Origin of the sequence: Halorhabdus sp. CUG00001, assembly GCF_009797925.1 — an archaeon.
Taxonomy (GTDB): Archaea; Halobacteriota; Halobacteria; order Halobacteriales; family Haloarculaceae; genus Halorhabdus.
This window is the reverse complement of sequence record NZ_VOLB01000001.1, coordinates 2450488-2468839: the sequence shown is the minus strand read 5'-3', so window position 1 is coordinate 2468839 and position 18352 is coordinate 2450488. Positions and strand designations below refer to the sequence as shown.

Below are 18352 nucleotides of genomic sequence, written 5' to 3'. Positions count from 1 at the left end.
GCAATGAACGCCGAAAGAATGTATGTGCGGATTCGCGTCCCCTGAAAATGGGCCGGACCGTGGGCTGTCACCGTCCGCGGTCGTTACTCGGGGTCTTCGACGACGATCGTCCCAGCCATCCCATCGGCCTCGTGTGGCAGACACACGTACGGATACGTCCCGAGCTGTTCGAACGTGTGGGTGTACGTCTCCCCGGCGTAGATCGCACCCCCGCCGGACTCGAACCAGCCCTCGCGGGCGGCCTGCTCGCTGTCGTAGTCCCCGGACGCAAAGTACGCCCCACCGTCGGGCAGGGTAGCGTCGTAGGCCGTAACGGTGTGGGCGCGGGCACTCGTGTTCTTCCAGACGACCGTCGTCCCCAGGTCGACACGGTACTCTGTGGGAAGAAATCGCGAGTCGGACATGCCAATGTCGTACTCGCCGTCGTCTTCTCCGAGGGCGAGACAGCCCGAAAGGCCGGCGACGAGGGCACCCCCAGTCGCGAGGAACGCACGTCTGTCCATCGTCGGTTGTTTGGACTGGACCGACAAATGCACCCCGGTTGCCGTTGGATTCGTCGACGATGGCAGCGAGACCAATCCGTCGGCGGATCGAACGGACTAAGACCGCCCTCGCCAACGGCACGGATATGGATCTTCGGCCGCGCTTTCTGGGTCGGCTCGGGCCGGCCGACATCGTGACGGTCGTCAACGCCTTCGTCGGGTTCACGGCGGCCGTCCTCGCACCGTTCGAGCCCCAGCTGGCCGCCCGCCTCATCCTCCTGGCGGCGATCGCCGACGGCCTCGATGGCCTGGTCGCCCGGCGGTACGGCTCGACACCCGTCGGCGAGTTCGTCGACTCACTGGCCGATACCGTCTCCTTTGGCGTTGCACCCGCGGCGATGGTCGTCGGCCTCGCCCGCCTCCAGTGGGGCAACGGTGGGGAACTCCTCGGGATCGCGGACCCACTGCATCTCACCGCAGCCGTCGGGATCCCCGCGCTGGTCGTCGCCGCGGCAGTCGTCCGCCTGGCGATGTACACCGCCTACGACGTCGGCGCGCGAACGACCGAGGGCGTCCAGACGACCCTCGCAGCAACCGTCCTCGCGGCGGCGACACTCGCCGGCGAGATACAGCTCGTCTTGGTCTTGCTCGCCAGTGTCGTCCTCGCGTATCTGATGGTCACGCGGATTCCGTATCCCGATCTTCGGGAGCGTGACGCGCTGGCGATGGGGCTCGTCCAGACGGGCGCGGTCCTGGCCCCTGCCGTCTTCTATCGACTCTTCCCGCGGGCGCTGCTGGCGGCCGCACTCGCGTATCTCCTGTTTGCGCCGTGGCTGTACCCGCGTGTCGAGTCGTGACGGACACGGCAGGGCTTCCAGCCCCGCTCAGGGCGCCCATTGCGGTACTGGGTTGCAGGAAGGGAAACGCATTTGCCCGAGAGCGCCGCAGAAGAAGCTATGAGCGACGAGGACAGCGAGGCCGACGGGGACGGCGACATCGACGCCGAGCCGGGAACGGTTGCGTTCTTCGAGGAACGACTGGACGCAGCCGAGACAGCACTTGAAGCGGCCGAGACCGAAGCCGACCTCGACGATATTGCAGCGACACTCGCTGATATCGAGACTGATCTCGACGCGGCTGAACTGCCCACTCCCGACGAGGAAGACGAAGACGACCCGCAGGAAGCCTTAGAGTCACGACTGTCCAGTCTCCGTGACGGAATCGAGGAACAGCGTGGCCCGTACGTCGAGGACGTCGCCGAAGACGTCGAGGCTGCAGGGGCTACCGCCCAAGACACCCGCTGGACCGACGACGGCCAGACCCAGGTCCTCGATGCGGTCGCGGCCTTCGGTGAGGCCGTCGACGGGCACGTCGAAGTCGAAAAAGTGGAGTCCGCCCAGGAAGCCGGCGACGCTCTCTGGGCGACGAGCGAGGCCATCGCCGCTCTCGATCTCGGCCCCGACGAGGACAGTGACGCCATCGCGACGCTCCGTACAGCAGCGCAGACACTGAACGACGACCTGGAAGCTGCCCAAGCGTACGAGGACCTCTCGGTCCGGGAGAAGCTGACGTTCGAAGGGTTCTACGAAGTCATCGAGGGCGACCACCAGAAGGACTATCCGCCGGAGTTGAACGCCATTCTCGTCTGGGAAAAACGCTACAAGGACCATCGCGATCCCGAAGACGTCGAGCCGATCCTGCTGGCGTTCGAGCTTCTTGACTCCGAGTTCATGGAGGAAAATATCCTCGACGTCTTCGAGCGGATCGCCCCGCCCGAGGCTTACGAGCCAGTCCAACAGCGGGCGAGTCGGCGCGACAAACAGGCCGTCCGAGTGCTGGGGAAGATCGGCGACCAGCGAGCCGTCGAGACGCTCGTCGACTTCATCGATGGCGACGGCGACCCCGCCCTCCAGCGGGTGACGTTACAAGCACTGGGCGAGATCGGGAGCCACGAGGCCACGCAGGCGGTCGCGAACCGACTGGCGGCAGACACCGACAGTGTCCGGAGTGCAGCGGCACGGGCACTGGGCCTACTCGGGGATACCCGGGCGATCGAGCCCCTCACAGACGTGCTCGCCGAGGACGACGCCGACGAAGTGCGGGCCAGCGCAGCGTGGGCACTGAACCAGATCGGCACCGAGCGCGCACTGGAAATCGCCGCCGAGTACGCCGACGATCGCGCCTACGTCGTCCAAGTCGAAGCCGAAAAAGCCGCTGGCGTCTAACTGAGCAGTTTCGATGAAACAGCCCTATCGCCGCGTCGACCGCCGGCTGCGTGAGTGGCGACGGACGCGTCCGTTGGTGTGGGGGACGCTCTACGGCGGGGTTCCGGCGATCTGTTTTGCGGGAGTGCTCACAGCCTTCGGCCAGTCGCCGCTTCGGGCTGGCTGGCAGGGCCTACTGTTCGGAGTCGTCTTCGCTGGGTTGAGCGCCTGGACGACGCGTCAGGAATGAGTCCGTCCGTTCAAGTAGTAGACCGCACCAGAGCCCGCCGTGTCAAGGGGGCTGGCCATGCTTGTGGTGGTACTCTTGCTCGCGAGCGGTACGTACGTTGCTGGCGCACACTCCGAACCCGCGGGTGCTGAAATCGTCGAGATCTATCCAAACCCCGTCGCCGAGGACGATGCGGGCGAGTACGTCGTCCTCTCGGTCCCACCGGAGACGAACCTGACCGGCTGGACGCTATCGGACGATCATCGGACCGTCGCACTACCGAACGTGACGGTCTCAGGGCGGGTCGCGCTCTCGACGAATCCGGTTCCGGTCCGAAATCGTACCGACGCGACAGTCGTCGAGCTGGCGGGGCACGTCGCACTCGCCAACAGTGGTGAGAACGTGACCGTCAGCGACGGCGACCGCGTGCGTGCCCGTCTCAGCTATACAGCTGCGCCCGAAGGAGCGGTCGGTCACGTCGAGAACGGCACACTCACGTGGCGATCGCTTGGCAAGACTGACTTTCCCGTCCGGACGGCCGGCCCCGGGCAGGTTCGGACGTTCGTGTTCCCCGACGCGGGTGGACTCCCGAGTGACCTACTGCGGAGTGCCGACGATCGTATCCTGCTTGCGGGGTATACGTTCAGCTCTGGGCGGGCGACCGACGCGCTGATCGCCGCCAACGAGCGGGGCGTGAACGTCCGCGTGCTGTTGGAAGGTGGCCCAGTCGGCGGGATGACAGCCCGCCAGGCCCGACTCCTCGATCGGTTGGTCGCCGCGAACGTCTCCGTTCGAGTCGTCGACGGCCCGTATGCACGCGTCGATCACCACCACGCCAAATACGCCGTCGTCGACGACCGCGCGGTCGTCCTGACCGAAAACTGGAAGCCGGCCGGCACTGGTGGACAGTCCTCGCGAGGGTGGGGTGTCGTGCTCACCCAGCCTTCGGCGACAAGGGCACTCGTCTCGACGTTCGAGGCAGACGCCGGCTGGCGAGACGCCGTGGCTTGGGAACAGTTCAGGAGTGAAGCAGCGGTGACGGATGGCGAAAAGGCAACCCAGACATTCAGGCAGCGCTACCAGCCACGGACGTTCAGCGCAGCGAACACGTCGGTACTGCTCGCCCCCGAGAACGCAGAAACGGGGGTCATCGAGCGGCTCGACGCCGCAACGGAGTCGATTCACGTCGTCCAGGTGGGTGTCGGCGGCCCCGATCAATCGTTCGTCCGGGCGTTGAAGCGAGCGGCCACACGGGGCGTCGAGGTCCGACTCTTGCTCTCGCGAGCCTGGTACGCCCGCGAGGACAATCGGGCCGTCGCCGACTCGCTGGACTCGTGGGCAAACGAACGGAACGCGCCGCTGTCTGTCAGACTGGCCCGACCACGCGATCGCTTCGAAAAGATCCACGCGAAAGGGGCAATCGTCGACGGTGATGAAGTACTCCTCGGCAGCCTCAACTGGAACGACCACTCGGCTCGACAGAACCGGGAGGTCGTGATCGCCCTAGACGGGAGTGGACCGGCTCGCTATTACGATCGTGTCTTCCGCGACGATTGGCGGGCGACCATCTGGCAAGTGACGGCCGGCCTGCTGGTCGCCGTCTTGGCTGCCCTCTCGGTCGCGGGGTTCGTCGGGCGACACATCGCGTTTCAGGACAGTCCAAGCCCACAAGCGTGTGTGGACGACCACGAGCACAGCTCTGTTGGTCGATACTGAGACACAGTGAAACACGTGTCGTTGGCAATTGCGGGGAAATGGCCTCCGAGAAGTTGGCATCGACGGATCACGCGAGAAGGTAATTGCTGACGTTCGTCGAACACCGAGACGTCCAGGCGACAACCCGTGGGTTGGTCGAGGCCGACGGACAATCGAACGGCGGCGTCGCGGACGATAACCCCGTTTTAGACGTCCTCGGGAAGCGCCGCGGAGCTGTGCAGTTCCTCGTCGATCTCTGCGGCCGCCATCTTCTCGACCAGTGCATCGAGGACAGCCTCCCGTTGCCCCTCGACGAACTTGATCGACCCGACGACGAGGTGGCCGCCGCCGCTGACGCCACCGCCAGGTACTTCCTCGCGAAGCTGTTCGACCATCTCCGGAATGTCGAGGCGCACGCCATCGCTCCGCAGGACAGCAAAGTCAGGCCCGTACCCGATCGTGATGACCGGTTGGTCAGTCTCCTCGACTTTGCGATCGTGGATCGTGCCAGTGGTCTTGCCCGGGGCCGGGTAGGTGAACCGGCGGGCGGCGTTCTCGACGTCGAGCCGGTACAGCTGGGCACCGTTGTCGAGTGGCTCGCTTTCGACGTGTTCCATGGCCGCATCGAGCTGGTCCTCGACGTCCCGCTCGGCTCGTGTGGCGAGGAACTCGACGATCTCCTCGTGGCGCGCCCGGTCGTCACAGTCGACGTTCAAGACGTCGGTGATCAGCGGGTCGCCGGCGCTGTAGCGCAGCCAGTGGGTCGCATAATCGAGCGCTTCGCCCACGGACCGGAGGTCGTCGGGTTCGTAGCCCGCGTCGGCAGCGAGATCCAGATAGGACTCCATCGTGTCGGCTTCCGAGCGGTCGGCCAGGCCGGCAACGGCGGGGACGTGCTGGAGGTCGTCGGTCAGAGAGGGATCGATCATCCGGGCGAGTTCGACGCTGAGCATGCCCGTCGTGATCCGGTAGTCCTCACCGTGGAGGTACGGGTTGACGTGAGCGTCGACGAGCCCCTCGACGGCTTCGGGGTCCGGATGGTGATGGTCGATGACGACGATCGGGACATCGTAGTGAGCGAGGTTCCGGTAGGCCGGCGTGTCCTCTTCGGTCGAGCCGTTGTCAAGCATGACCAGCAAGGGCAGTTGCTGACCGTGGCGTTCACGACTCTCCAGGGCGTGATTCAGGTCACGCGTGACGTCTTCCATCTCGTAGTAGGGCGCTTTCGATGGCAGCCGTTTGAGGAGATGCCGGGCAGCGTCGCCGTCGGCGTAGATGTCCTCGACCATGTTCTCGATGGCGACCGCGAGCGGGACACTGGCACAGAGGCCGTCACCGTCGGCGTGATGGCGCATCCGGATCGGTCGACCTTCGAGGACGGCTTCTCGGAGTTGTCGAGCGACGTCTTCGAGCTCATCGAGCAGCGGGTCGAGTGCCGGCCAGTCGACGAGCGGATCGACATCGTGTGGCTCGGCGGCCTCGGCGAGTGTGGCGTCTAACTGTGCTTGCAGCTCCTCGGCAGCGTCGTCCTCGAGGACGTCCAGTGATTCGACCTCGATCTGGTGGCTGTCTTCACGTTCTTCGACCCGACCCCGAACGGAGACGAGATCGCCGATCTCGACGGCAGGATAGGCGCGAACGCCGGCCTGCTCGAAGGCCGCACAGGGGACGATACGGTCGCCATCTCGAACCTGGAAGATCGTCGGGCCGCCGGTCTGGCGGACCTGAACAACCGCCCCGTCGAGACGGACAGATTCGCCGACCTGCGTGGCGAGATCGTCACCGTTGATACCGTCGTCGTGGTCGACGGCGACCGTCCGGTAGTCGGTCGGCCGTCGCTCGGCGAAGGCCAGATCGCCGTTCTCCCGGACAGTTTCGAGTTCGACGATGAGCTTCTCACCCGTGCCGTAACTCCCCTGGAGGTTCGACTCGTGGACCAGGCCGGAGACTTCCTCGGAGAGATCGACGAAGACGCCGTACTCGACGACGCCGTTGACCGTCGCATGATACATCGCACCCTCCTCGACATCCTCGAAGGGACAGCGAGGATCGAGATCGTAGACGACCGGTCGGTCGTCGGCCGACTGCTCGGCCCCACCGTTGCCGTCGTCAGGAGATCCGTCGGACATGTTGAAAATAAATCGGCGTCGTTTCCGTTTCAACCTTTGGAAACCCGCCTGGAGCGGTTTGGGAGCCGAACGTCCCGGGAGGGGACTGCCAGCATCGGAACCCTTAGAAGGCGTCCGGCCGGACGCTGTGGCATGCGGCTGTTTCGCTCGGCGGGTGTCATCGGCATTGCCAAAGCGGCGCTGTCCTTTGCCCTGGCGGCGAGTCGTGACAGCCACCCCCACGAGTATATGGGGATGCTCCGCGGAGAGGATGCCCGCTCGCTGGGCCTCGATCGGGAGGGGACGGTCGTGACCGACGTGTTGGTCATTCCTGGTACCGAATCCAACCCCGTCAGTGCGACCGTCAAGACGAGTATGATCCCCAACGACATTCAGAGCGTTGGCTCCATCCACTCCCACCCTAACGGCGTCCTCCAGCCCAGCGACGCCGACCGCGCGAGTTTCCAGCGCGGGGACGCCCACATCATCGTCGGCGCGCCCTACGAACGCGACGACTGGCAAGCCTTCGATAGCCAGGGCGACCCGATCGACCTGGACGTCCTCGACGTCGAGCCACCCGAGGAGGCCTTCTTCGATTTCACGCAGGAAGACATCGACGCGGAACTTCGCGAAGAGAGCGACAGTCGGGAGGGGTGGCGATGAACGGTGGCGAGGTGAGCACGCGATGAGTGACCGACCGGCCGAAACGACCGACATCCTCGCACAGGGCACCTTCGACCTGTTGCACCCGGGCCATCATCACTACCTCCGGGAGGCAGCCACCATGGGGGATCGGCTCCACGTCATCGTCGCTCGCGGCGAGAACGTCTCCCACAAGGAACCGCCGATCCTCCCCGGTTCCCAGCGGCGCGAGATGGTCGGAGCGCTCGAGCCCGTCGACGAGGTCCACCTGGGCCACCCCGAGGACATCTTCGTGCCCGTCGAACGGATCGACCCAGACGTACTCGTGCTCGGGTACGACCAGCACCACGACGAAGAGTCGATCGCTGCGGCGCTGACAGACCGGGGGATCGACTGTACGGTTCGGCGGGCGAGTGCCTGCGATCCCGACTACGACGGGGCCGTACTGTCGACAGGAGAGATCATCGATCGCATTCTGGCCGAGCGAAGGTGAGCGGTCACAGCCTACAGTTCTTCGAGCGCTGGCTGGCCATCACGCCACTGCCACTCCCGATCCAGTAGGAACCGGGTGGGCCAGCCGACTTCTGGCGTCTCCCAGTCGCGGTACTCCCGGATCGCGGTCGTGAATGCCTCGGCGGCCTCCGGCGTGCCGTCCTCGAGCAGGCGATCGAAGACGTCCATCGTCCCCTCGGGCTTCTCGGGCACTTCTCTCAGGACCCGAGAGAACCACTTGTGATACGGGAACAGCGTCTCGTTGTGTGCCAGCAGGAGCCGACCGCCGAACAGCGCGAGCTGGGCTGTCGTGTGGTGGCCGAGGTAGGCATCCGAACGCGTGTTTGCCTCGCCGACGTACCAGTTGTACGCTTCCATCTGGCTGTAGAAGGTGCGAATGCGCTCGCTCTTGTTTTCGGTCGGATAGACCGGAATCGTCTCGAGCAGTTCCGAAATCCGCGCGTCGGTCGAGTACTCGACCTCGGCCCCGACGAAGGCGGCACGGGCGGGTTCGCTGCCGTGGTCGGCAACCTCCTCCAGAAACTCCACGTCGACGATCTTCCCGTCGATGTAGATGTCCTCGTGGTCGCAGGGATCGTCGTGATGGTAGTGCAGATCCCAGTCGGCCCGACGGCGGTCGTAGTCTTCGTCGGTGACGACGAAGATCACGTCGACGTCAGAATCCGAACGTTCCCAGCCCCTCGCGAGCGAGCCCGTGAGAATGCACGCGAGGATATCCTCGTCGGACTCGGCGACGTCGACGGCCGTCTCCAGGGCATCGCGATGGTACGCTTGCATAGACTGAATCGCGTAGCAACCGAGAAAAAGCGACCGGCTTCCTACTGGTGTAATCGATATCAGAGCAAGTCAGCGTCAGCCAGTCGCTCGACCGCTTCCCGGAGTCGCTCCTGGCTGGCCGCATACGAGAGTCGGACGTAGCCCGGCGTGCCGAACGGACTGCCCGGCACGGTCGCGACGGCGGCCTCCTCGACAGCTTCCTCGGCCCAGGCCTGATCGTCCTCCCGGACCGGCAGCATCATGTAGAACGCACCCTCCGGTTCCGGGACGTCCTTGCCGTGCTCGGCAAAGAGATCGACCAACATGTCCCGACGCTGCTCGAAGGCCGCCCGCATCTCCGCGATACTCTCGTCGGTGTTTCGCAGCGCTTCGACGCCGGCGTGCTGGACGAAGTTCACGGCACAGGTGACCGAGTGCGAATGGAGCTTCCCGGCCTGATCGACCAGTTCCTCGGGGCCGGCGAAGTAGCCAAGCCGCCAACCAGTCATCGCGTAGGCCTTCGAGAAGCCGTTGAGTGTGATCGTCCGGTCTGCCATGCCGTCGAGGGTCCCCAGGCTGGTTGCCTCGCGACCGTCGTAGGTGATCTCCTTGTAGATCTCGTCGGAGATCACGGTGATGTCGTGCTCGACGGCCAGGTCACGGACGCCCTCCAGAGCGGCGTCGGAGTACACCGACCCGTGGGGGTTGCCCGGCGAATTGACCACGAGCAGTTCGGTCTCGTCAGAGACGGTCGCCGCGAGATCGTCGAGGGCAGGTTCGAGATCGAAGTCGTGGGCGGCGGTGTCGACGCGGGCGAGGCTCCCACCGGCGAGTTTGACCATCGCCTCGTAGGAGACCCACGCGGGATCGAGGAGGGCCACTTCGTCGCCAGAGCGGGACGTAGTCCCGCTAGCTGACGGGCCATGCCCGTCAGCACCGTCGATCAGGGTCTGAAAGACTTCATAGAGGGCCTGCTTGCCGCCCGGCGTCACGAGGACGTTCTCGGTCCCGTACTGCGTGAGACCGTCGGCGTGGAGTTTCTCGACGATGGCATCCTTGAGTTCGGGGATGCCATCGGAGGGGGTGTAGCCCGTCTCGCCGGCGTCCATCGCCGCCTTGGCGGCGTCTTTGACGTTCTCTGGCGTGTCGAAGTCCGGTTCGCCGACACTCAGGTCGACGACATCGACACCCTCACTCTCGAGTTCGGCGGCGAGGTTGCTGATGGCGATGGTCGCACTCGGTTCGACGCGCGTGACCCGTTCGGCGAAGTCCTGATTCATACTGTCTGGATGCAGACGAGGATAGCGTATATACTCTTCCGTCTCCACAACGGGGGTGACGGTACTTGTCGGGGCACAGTTCCCAGGCCCGAGACGCCGGGACCGGAACGCACATAACCGTCACTTGCCACACCATGACACAATGACTGCCGGGAAAACTGCACGCCTCAAACGTATCGGGACAGGAGGGCGGTACCTCGTCGTCCCCATGGATCACGGCCTCACGATGGGGCCAGTCACGGGCCTGACGGACCTCGAATCGACGGTCGACGCGATCACGGCCGGTGGGGCAGATGCCGTTCTCACCCAGAAAGGCGTCGCCGATCGCGTCCACGGCAACCGTAACGGCTCCGGGTTCATCGTCCACCTCAACGGCTCGACGACGATCGGGCCCGACGAGGAAGACAAACGCCCGACCGGGACCGTCGAGGACGCCGTCCGGGCCGGGGCCGACGCTGTCTCCTTTCACATCAATGTCGGCAGCGACTACGAACCCGACCAACTCTCACAGCTTACGGAAGTGACCAGCGACGCCGAGCGCCTGGGCATGCCGGTCCTGGCGATGGCTTATGCCCGCGGGCCTGGCATCGACGAGTCCGATCCCGACGCCCTGGCCCACGCCGTCCGGCTGGCCGAGGAAGTCGGGGCAGACGTCATCAAGACCGCCTACAGCGGCGATGCCGACTCCTTCGAACGCGTCGCGACGGCCGCCAGCAAACCGGTTCTGATCGCCGGCGGCTCGAAAGGCACCGACCGCGAGACGCTGGCGATGGTCGCAGGGGCGATCGAGGGCGGCGCAGCAGGCGTCTCGATGGGCCGGTCGATTTTCCAGCACGAGCGCCCCGAGGCGATCACGCAGGCCATCTCGGCCGTCGTTCACGAGGACGCGGGGGCGGACGACGCCGCCGAGCGTGCCGGCCTCACGGTCGACATCTGAGAGCCTACGCGGAACGGATTCGACCGATCGCGAGCAACGCCGCCAACGCAACCAACCCGCCGGCGACGAAAATCATCGCGACGAGGAGTGGATCGGGCACGATCGGCTCGAACGCGACCGTGTAGTCGCTGCTGGCATTGGGACTGCCCGAAGAGAAGTGCGCTGGCTCGGACTCACGGAATCGACTGGCCGCGATAGCAACGACGAGTGCGCCCAGCGCAAGCAGCCCAAAGACGCCCACGAACCGTCCAAGCAGCGTTCGGAGTGACGACTCGGGATCCTCGCCGGCGAACAACACCAGTGCCTCGTCGGTTGGCGCGTAAACGTCCATCTCGGCCCCGTTTTCCCCGTACCAGGTGTCGACGACCGTCACGAGGTCGGCGGCTTGGAGTTTCGTGAGGTGATACTGGACGTTCTGGAGAGTCGTCCCCACCTCGTCGGTCAGTTCCGAGGCGGGCCGGGGGTCGCCATGAAGGGACTGCAGGATGGTCCGGGCTGTCTCCGAGCCGAGCGCATCGAAGACCTCGTCGGCGCGGTCATCGTCGAGGGCGAGCATCGTCGGCTCTCGATCCTCCGTGGTGGGATCGGGCCGACCAGGGAGTAAGCGACTCATCGATCGCCTCCGAACTGCTGCATACTATCAGTGGGGTTCGTCCTCCCTTGAGTGTAACTGCCGGTCAAACGCGCGTTTGTATACTCGATAGCTACAGATGGGGCCGGCGGCATCGTCCAGTTATGTCGAACAGGCTGCTCGCGGTGATCGGTCTCCTGGCCGTCGTCACGACGGCCGGGTGTCTCGGCGTCGTCGACTCGGGCGGCTCGTCGCCGATCGACTCGCCCGCCACCGAACGAATCGCCGACTGCGCCGGCGATCTCGAACGGCTCGATGTCGGTGTCACGACGGACTCGCTGCCTCAACAGGACGCTAACTTCAAAATCGAGACCAACGGGACGACGCTACAGCGGGGCGACAGTCTCGAAATCGCCCTCCGGAACGTCGACGACGAATCTCACGGGACTGGGACCGAACGCATGTTCGTCCTCCAGCGGCACGTCGACGGCAAGTGGCAAACTGTCCTGGGTGCCCAGGAAGGGCGGACGGGCTGGAACGCGACGCTCGTCACCCACGACCCCGGAACGGGATACACCTGGAACGTCCGCCTCGCGGACGACGGGTTCTCCGAGTGGGGGTACGAACCCTGCACGTCGATGCCCCCCGGCGAGTATCGGTTCGTCTATCACGGACTCGTCGAACCTGGAACGTACGACGACGAGATACCCGACCCGTCGGTCGCCGTCGAGTTCACGATCGTACCGTAACTGAAAACTACGGCTCGAACGCTGTGTCAGTTCTCAGCGAGCAAGACGTCCAGCGTGCCGTCGTCGACGTTTTCGCCTTCCCGGCCAGCGATGTACGTCTTCGCCGCGGCGACGACCCGGCCGGTATGGGGGTCGCCGATCTCGGCGATGTGATCGGATTCTAGGAGTTCGTCGGTCCAGCCACACGCGTCGTAGGCGATCTCGCCACGCAAGAGGCCCCGACACAGCGAGACGAAGACGCTGTTCATCGCGTCGGAGACGTTCTCGGGCGCGAACCCGATTGCGTCGGCGAGTTCGTCGACGTCGACGGGCTCACGGACCGTCGTTGCAGCGAAGAAGACGGCACCAGCGGCCAGTTCGGGTGCGGCGAACGAACCGTCGTCGGGACGGTACTGCTCGATCGTGCGCCGACTCTCCTCGTCGACGGTCTCGGAGAGGTCCAGTTTCGCGACGAGATCGGCGACAACATCGGTCGCCGACTGGCGGGGGATCTCGACGTCTGCACGCTCGTCGAGCCGGTCGATCCAGTGGTACAGCGCCCGGGGCTCGAAGGATCGCTCGGCGGCGACCGTTCCCGGGTCGAGATCGCCGTCGTTGAGCCGACTGCTGGCGATCAGCGCGGCACCGGCGAACTCGCTTGCCTCCTGGGCGGCAACGTCCACAGCAGCCTCGCTGACGAGCCCGCGAGCGAACAGTCGCAGCGACGCGTCGGCGTCGACGGCGGTCGCAAGTCCGTCGACTTCCTGTTGGATGTCTTCGACGGTCGCGTCCGGGTGCTCCTGGGTCTCGGGTTCAGCATCGCCATCGGTGTCAGTTTCGGGTTCGGGAACCTGTGATGGTTCCGCCGAGTGGTCGTCCGCTTGGGTCTCACTCGTCTCGGCCGAGTGATCCGTTACCGACGTCGGACGCGTCTCGACAGCCACATCCGGCTCGCCGGCCGGGGAGGGTTCTGCGTCCGCGATCGGTGTCTGGTCGTCGCCTGTCTCGGTCGCTTCTCGGTTGGCCGGTGGTTCCGTGCTGTCCGCGTCCGTGACAGTATCGGCGTCGATGGCATCGACGCGGTAGCGCTCACTCGAAAGGAGCGTGTCCTCGCCGAGTGCGTCCCTGAAGGCCTTGAAGCGATTCTTGATCGTCACGCCACCGGCCGCACCGACATCAGCGACGTCACTCGGCCCGTACCCGTCGACGCTGTTGATCTCGGCGGCCAAAACGAGGGCCGCCGCGGCCGTTTCGCTCGGCGAAGATGCCTCGGCGACGGCCCGCGGAGATGCTTCGTAAGCGTCATCGAGGATCCGATGGGCAACGGCGACCAATTCCGCGGACGTGTCGAATGCTTCGGCATAACGGTCGAGGAGCCTGTCGGGTCGGGCCGGTGGGTGGTCGATGTCGAGGCGATCGGCGACGGCCTCGATCTGCTCGGGCAACCGGCCGGCGTCGACTGACCCGGCGTCTATCTCTTCGTCTACCACGTCGAGCCACGTCTCGACGATGTGTTGATCTGATAAGGGCAACCCGTCTTCACGACAGGAGAGGGCCAGTACTGCCGGAGCGATGCTGTCGAGTTGTCCTTCCTCGATATCGGCGTCGCCGCCGAGTCGGTCCAGTCGAACGCGAGAGATTTGGAGCGTGCTATCGGGAACCTGGAGGTGTTCGGCTACCTCGAACAGTCGGTTCTCGTAGGTCTCGTCGCCATCTGATTCAGCCATATGGGAGGGATTCAACGGCCACGGTCTTAACTGTTGAACGACCGGGCGAGACCAGGCGTCCCCGATCGTCCCGATCGGCCCAGGCGAACAATGGGTGGATCCGCCACGTTCAAGCCGGCCCGCCGCGAGCGTGGACACATGACACGCTCCGTGTGGCTGAAAGCCGACGACGAAGTCGGCGACTGGGAGGCGCGCAAGCGTCGGATCACTGCGGGACTGGAAGCCGGCGTCGACTGGGTACTGGTCGACGAACACGACGTCGAACGCGTCCGGGACCTCGGCGAAGTCAACGTCGCCGCCTTCGCTGGAGACGACGTCCACGTCATGGAAGCCGAAGGCGTCGACGGTCCGGCTGCTGATGCAGTGATCGTCGGCAAAGACGGGGAAGGCGACGGCACAGTCGACCTTCCGTCGGACTTCTCTGGATCGGCTGATCTCTCCGGGTTGCGCGGTCGTGACGGCGCCAACGGCGGGTACGTTCGCATCCTGAACGAGGAGTACGAAGCCTTCGCACAAGCCGTCGCCGAAGACGCCGAACACACGATCGTCGTCAGCGAAGACTGGCAGATCATTCCTCTAGAGAACCTCATCGCCCGCGTCGGCGAGGAGACGACGCTGATCGCCGGCGTCCAGACCGCCGAAGACGCACGCACAGCCTACGAAACGCTCGAAATCGGCGCCGATGCCGTATTGCTGGACACCGACAGCCCCGACGAGATCCGCGAGACCTGTGAGGTCCGGGACGCAGTGGGCCGAGAGACACTGGACCTCCAGTACGCCGAGATCACCGCCATCGAGCAGACGGGCTCGGCCGATCGCGTCTGTGTCGATACGGGCTCGATCATGGACCACGACGAGGGCATGCTCGTCGGGTCGATGGCCCGCGGGCTCTTTTTCGTTCACGCCGAGACAGCCGAGTCACCCTACGTCGCCTCTCGGCCGTTCCGGGTCAACGCCGGGGCAGTCCACGCCTACGTTCGCACGCCCGGCGGGGAGACGAAGTACCTCTCGGAGCTGTCGAGTGGCGAGGAAGTCCAGGTCGTCAACCGCGATGGGACGACCCGCGAAGCGATCGTCGGCCGGGCGAAAATCGAGCAACGGCCCATGTTCCGCCTCCAGGCCGAGACCGACGAAGGCGATACCATCGAGACGCTGCTCCAGAACGCCGAGACGATCAAGGTCGCGACCCCGGACGACCGGACGGCCGTGACTGACCTCGAAGTCGGCGACGAAGTGTTGGTCTATCACGAAGATCAGGCTCGCCACTTCGGCGAGGCCGTCGAGGAGTCTATTATCGAGAAATAAGCGGCAAGGCCGGGGCCGTTACTGGCCTGATTCGTCCTCTTTCGTGGTGGCCCCGAATTCCGCCCCACACCACGGGCAAAACGAAAGGGAGTCGTCTTCGAGTTCTTTCCGACAGTCGGGACAGCGCTGCCCTGACTCGACGGTTTGTTCGTGCGTCTCCTGTCGGGCAATGACGAAGGCGTCGGTGGCGATGAGGCCAGTCACCAGCCACCGTGCGATGTCGACACTGGCCGGCAAGGAACGCTGGAATTCGAAGAATGCGTCGACTGAGAACTCCTGTGGGAACGTCTCGGCCGGGACGATTGGGAGGACGACGAGGACAGTCCCGAAAACGAACATGAATCCGAACCAAAGCGCCATGCGCGCCCAGCGCCGGAGATAGGCGTGTCCGAGCCCAGGCAAGAGTAAGGACAGCCCGGCCGCCAGCCACGCACGCCGCCGCGAGTTGCCGTTTGTCACTGTCTCTCCAAACGGCGGCCGCCGACGTTAACCTTTTCAAGCGCTGTCGTCGCTCAGTCAGCCTCGGACAGTTGCTCGACCAGCGTCGAAAGCGTCGCCAAGTCGTACTGGCCGGGTGCGGTCGCCTCCGCTGGATCGACGGGCGCGTAGCCGATTTTCGAGCCGTATATCGGGGCGACCGCCCGGGAGTGGCGACCGGCCTCGCCCATCGCCATCGTCGCGACGGTGTGGCCCTCGACCGTGGCCGCACGGGTAGCCACCAGCAGATCGAGCACATCGTCCGGCGACGTGGCCGTCACCGCGAGTTTCCCGACGTCGCCGTACTCACAAGCAGCCCGAAGGGTCTCCTGTAACTCGCCCATCGACGGCGTTGCCTCGAAGTCGTGGGCCGAGACGATCACGCTGACGTCGTGTTCGCTGGCGGTCTGGATAAGCCGGTCGGCCTCACCCTCGCGAGCGGTCGCCAGTTCGACATCGACTGCCCCGACGGCGTCGTCGGTGATGGCCGCCTCGAGTGCGGTCAGACGCCCGTCGGCCTCGGCCTCGCCGCCCTCCCACGTCGGCCGGTTGGTGACCAACACCGGCAACTCGCCGCCGTAGGCCGAGAGTTGCGAGAGTGGCTCGTCGGCCAGATCCATTCGTAACTCGATGAGGTCGGCGTGCTCACGAGCGTCGGGTTCGGAGTCCAGCTCGGCGGTGGCAGCCGCGAGTCTGAACGACGTAAAGTCCATACCCGCTGTGGGGAGCCATGCGGCAAAAACGCGCCGCTTCAGTCTCGTGTCGGCATTCCCGAACCCGGATCGCCAAGCGCCCTGTTGCACAGCGTCGCCACGAGGGGCCAGACCAACAGGGTGTGGCTCGTTTAATTGCACCCATTACAGCTATTACGTACTAGCAACCATGCCTATCGATATCGGGCAGTTCGAAGAGAGCTCCTCCAAGGAGCTCCAGGCAGGTGGACGAACGAATGCGGAGAAGATATTGTCCTTCCTCGCTTCGTCCGCCGACCAGGCATACACGCCAAAGGAAATCCACGAGGCGACCGGCGTCAAACGAGGCAGCGTGGGTGTCGTGCTTTCCCGTCTCGAAGAGCGTGGGCGACTCCGACACCGGGGCGAGTATTGGGCGATCAGCGAGGGCGTGGACGTCGAAACGACACTCAATGCAATGTCGACAGCGCGAACGGCGACGGAACGATTCGGAGCGGAAGACCCCGACGAGTGGGGACCAGGCGTGAACGGAACGGATACATGAGACACGAACAGGGGGGTGTCTGGTGGGGACCAGCACCACACAATTCTGATCCAGCATACCGACCGTGGTTGCTAGTCAGCGATTCATCCCACCCGTTCGCGGACGTAAAGTCCATCGTCGTGGGCATGAGGACCCAACGCCATCCAGATAGCATTCCCGTCCCCGACGACGCGTGGATTCGTGGTGGATCGCAGAAACGTGCGTACATCTCGCCGTGGTACGTGACGACGGTCAAACATCGTGACCTCGACGATCAGCAAGGAGCGCTCGATGAGTCGCTGGTCGTGGCAGCGATCGAGGCATTAAGCCAGTACACGCCAGCACCCGGCAACTAGTTCGTCGTTGGCTGTTCGTCGAACACTGTGAGAAGGATTACGCAAACTCCTCGATGGGGGCATGGGTCGCGGCGTACCCATCGTCGGTCTCCTGGATATCCTCGACGGCGTACAGCCGGAGTTTTCGCTCCTGTTTCGTCCGGACAGGCGTCTCGTAGTGGTCGTTCTCGTAGGCCAGATCCGCGCCGCCCTCGCCCTGCTCGGCCACCCACTCGCGGTGGCGGGCCAGTCGCTCGCGTGCTCGGTCCCGCGAACGCTCGGGAACGGCCGCCACCCGCTGGTCGAAAGACGCCCGCAGCTCGGCATCGATCTCGTAGCCCACGGAGTTGCGGGCAGCGAGCAGCGCCGCCAGCGTCGTCGTGCCAGTCCCCCAGAACGGATCCAGAACGGTGTCGCCCCGGACGGAGAACATGCGAATGAGTCGGAGCGGGATCGCGAGCGGGAACGCCCCCGAACGGTCACGGAGTCCGGCATCGAGGTCCTGGGCCGTCCCTCGAACCTCCCAGAGATCCGAGAACCAGCGATTGCGTTCCTCCCAGAAGTACGCACTCTCATAGCGCGTCTCGTCGCCGGGTGGGAACGACCGACGAGACCCCTTCCGAAAGAGGAGGATCGACTCGTGTTCGAGGGTCGGGTAGGCGTTTGGCGGGACCATCCCCGAGCCCATAAACTTCGCGGCGCTGTTGGCCGGTTTGCGCCAGACAATATCCGGCAGCGGGTCGAATCCCAGGGCGGCCATCCGGCGCGTGATCTCGGCCGTATTGGGGTACTGCCGGAACCGATCCAGCGTCCGGGTAGCATCACCAACGTTGATCGCGGCGATACCACCGGGCACGAGGACGCGAGCCAATTCAGTCCAGACGGCTTCGAGGACGTCGTGCATCGCCTCGAAGGCCGCCTCACCATCTGCTGCCGCCAGTGCGGCCTCAATATCCGGGTCGAGACTGCTGAACACGTCGTCCCACATGTCGATCATCGGGTACGGGGGCGAGGTGACGACGAGTGCTACCGACTCTGTAGGCAGCGATAACTCGCGGGCGTCGCCGACGCGGACGGCGTGGTCGGTCTCCATACAGCGAAATCAAGACGAACGGTGACGTGGGTTGCGGTCCGAGCGCGCCGCGGCC

Annotated in this window: 20 protein-coding genes; 11 read left to right on the top strand and 9 right to left on the bottom strand. The window is 64.9% G+C overall.

Translation table 11 applies throughout. The features are described 5' to 3' along the window. Positions 1–83 precede the first annotated feature (83 nt). Positions 84–503 carry a plastocyanin/azurin family copper-binding protein gene (locus FR699_RS12210; protein WP_158855568.1) on the bottom strand — a complete coding sequence of 140 codons (420 nt, stop codon included), beginning with the start codon at positions 501–503 and terminating at the stop codon, positions 84–86. A 125-nt stretch (positions 504–628) separates the two neighbouring features. Between FR699_RS12210 and FR699_RS12205 the strand changes: the two genes are divergently transcribed. The 4 genes from FR699_RS12205 (at position 629) to FR699_RS12190 (ending at position 4631) form a co-directional block, all read left to right on the top strand. Further along, the gene (locus FR699_RS12205) at positions 629–1339 is read left to right on the top strand and encodes a protein sorting system archaetidylserine synthase (protein ID WP_154552504.1); all 711 of its coding nucleotides are present in this window, start codon (positions 629–631) and stop codon (positions 1337–1339) included. Between the two features lie 99 nt (positions 1340–1438). After that, positions 1439–2707 carry a HEAT repeat domain-containing protein gene (locus tag FR699_RS12200; protein ID WP_158855567.1) on the top strand — a complete coding sequence of 423 codons (1269 nt, stop codon included), beginning with the start codon at positions 1439–1441 and terminating at the stop codon, positions 2705–2707. Between the two features lie 13 nt (positions 2708–2720). Beyond that, the gene (locus tag FR699_RS12195; protein ID WP_154552506.1) at positions 2721–2936 is read left to right on the top strand and encodes a hypothetical protein; all 216 of its coding nucleotides are present in this window, start codon (positions 2721–2723) and stop codon (positions 2934–2936) included. A gap of 57 nt (positions 2937–2993) precedes the next feature. Further along, positions 2994–4631, top strand: coding sequence for a phosphatidylserine/phosphatidylglycerophosphate/cardiolipin synthase family protein (locus FR699_RS12190; RefSeq protein WP_158855566.1), 1638 nt, complete (start codon positions 2994–2996; stop codon positions 4629–4631). 185 nt (positions 4632–4816) lie between these two features. Here the strand turns inward: FR699_RS12190 and FR699_RS12185 are convergent, their stop codons facing one another. Beyond that, positions 4817–6739: a DHH family phosphoesterase gene (locus tag FR699_RS12185; RefSeq protein ID WP_154552508.1), complete on the bottom strand. Its 1923-nt coding sequence runs from the start codon at positions 6737–6739 to the stop codon at positions 4817–4819. A 132-nt stretch (positions 6740–6871) separates the two neighbouring features. Here FR699_RS12185 and FR699_RS12180 point away from each other — a divergent pair, with 132 nt between their 5' ends. Further along, positions 6872–7381: a Mov34/MPN/PAD-1 family protein gene (locus tag FR699_RS12180; RefSeq protein ID WP_158855565.1), complete on the top strand. Its 510-nt coding sequence runs from the start codon at positions 6872–6874 to the stop codon at positions 7379–7381. Positions 7382–7403: 22 nt separating this feature from the next. After that, positions 7404–7853 carry an adenylyltransferase/cytidyltransferase family protein gene (locus FR699_RS12175; RefSeq protein WP_158855564.1) on the top strand — a complete coding sequence of 150 codons (450 nt, stop codon included), beginning with the start codon at positions 7404–7406 and terminating at the stop codon, positions 7851–7853. A gap of 11 nt (positions 7854–7864) precedes the next feature. Here FR699_RS12175 and FR699_RS12170 read toward each other — a convergent pair whose 3' ends face one another. After that, positions 7865–8650 carry a nucleotidyltransferase domain-containing protein gene (locus tag FR699_RS12170; RefSeq protein WP_158855563.1) on the bottom strand — a complete coding sequence of 262 codons (786 nt, stop codon included), beginning with the start codon at positions 8648–8650 and terminating at the stop codon, positions 7865–7867. A gap of 59 nt (positions 8651–8709) precedes the next feature. Next, a complete protein-coding gene (locus FR699_RS12165) occupies positions 8710–9909 on the bottom strand; it encodes a pyridoxal phosphate-dependent aminotransferase (protein ID WP_158855562.1) in 1200 nt (399 codons plus the stop codon). A 142-nt stretch (positions 9910–10051) separates the two neighbouring features. On the opposite strand from FR699_RS12165, the gene FR699_RS12160 reads away from it, so the two are divergent. Further along, complete coding sequence (locus FR699_RS12160) at positions 10052–10846, top strand: 2-amino-3,7-dideoxy-D-threo-hept-6-ulosonate synthase (protein ID WP_154552512.1); 795 nt, start codon at positions 10052–10054, stop codon at positions 10844–10846. A gap of 4 nt (positions 10847–10850) precedes the next feature. Here FR699_RS12160 and FR699_RS12155 read toward each other — a convergent pair whose 3' ends face one another. Beyond that, complete coding sequence (locus FR699_RS12155) at positions 10851–11459, bottom strand: helix-turn-helix domain-containing protein (protein WP_154552513.1); 609 nt, start codon at positions 11457–11459, stop codon at positions 10851–10853. A gap of 122 nt (positions 11460–11581) precedes the next feature. Here FR699_RS12155 and FR699_RS12150 point away from each other — a divergent pair, with 122 nt between their 5' ends. After that, entirely contained in the window at positions 11582–12166 is a 585-nt protein-coding gene (locus FR699_RS12150) for an immunoglobulin-like domain-containing protein (protein ID WP_158855561.1), read from the top strand. 26 nt (positions 12167–12192) lie between these two features. On the opposite strand, the gene FR699_RS12145 is transcribed toward FR699_RS12150, so the two are convergent. Then, positions 12193–13872, bottom strand: a complete 1680-nt coding sequence (locus FR699_RS12145) for a hypothetical protein (RefSeq protein ID WP_158855560.1) — start codon at positions 13870–13872, stop codon at positions 12193–12195. 138 nt (positions 13873–14010) lie between these two features. On the opposite strand from FR699_RS12145, the gene FR699_RS12140 reads away from it, so the two are divergent. After that, positions 14011–15177, top strand: a complete 1167-nt coding sequence (locus tag FR699_RS12140; RefSeq protein ID WP_154552516.1) for a 3-dehydroquinate synthase II — start codon at positions 14011–14013, stop codon at positions 15175–15177. 18 nt (positions 15178–15195) lie between these two features. On the opposite strand, the gene FR699_RS12135 is transcribed toward FR699_RS12140, so the two are convergent. Both FR699_RS12135 and FR699_RS12130 read right to left on the bottom strand, forming a co-directional pair. Beyond that, positions 15196–15636, bottom strand: coding sequence for a zinc ribbon domain-containing protein (locus tag FR699_RS12135; protein ID WP_154552517.1), 441 nt, complete (start codon positions 15634–15636; stop codon positions 15196–15198). Between the two features lie 53 nt (positions 15637–15689). Beyond that, positions 15690–16367, bottom strand: coding sequence for a type I 3-dehydroquinate dehydratase (locus FR699_RS12130; protein WP_154552518.1), 678 nt, complete (start codon positions 16365–16367; stop codon positions 15690–15692). A gap of 169 nt (positions 16368–16536) precedes the next feature. On the opposite strand from FR699_RS12130, the gene FR699_RS12125 reads away from it, so the two are divergent. Further along, positions 16537–16890, top strand: coding sequence for a TrmB family transcriptional regulator (locus FR699_RS12125; protein WP_158855559.1), 354 nt, complete (start codon positions 16537–16539; stop codon positions 16888–16890). 125 nt (positions 16891–17015) lie between these two features. After that, positions 17016–17225: an ArsR family transcriptional regulator gene (locus tag FR699_RS13370; RefSeq protein WP_233263413.1), complete on the top strand. Its 210-nt coding sequence runs from the start codon at positions 17016–17018 to the stop codon at positions 17223–17225. A gap of 37 nt (positions 17226–17262) precedes the next feature. Here the strand turns inward: FR699_RS13370 and FR699_RS12115 are convergent, their stop codons facing one another. After that, on the bottom strand, positions 17263–18297 hold the full coding sequence (locus FR699_RS12115) for a DNA methyltransferase (protein WP_158855557.1): 1035 nt from the start codon (positions 18295–18297) through the stop codon (positions 17263–17265). Between the last annotated feature and the right edge of the window lie 55 nt (positions 18298–18352).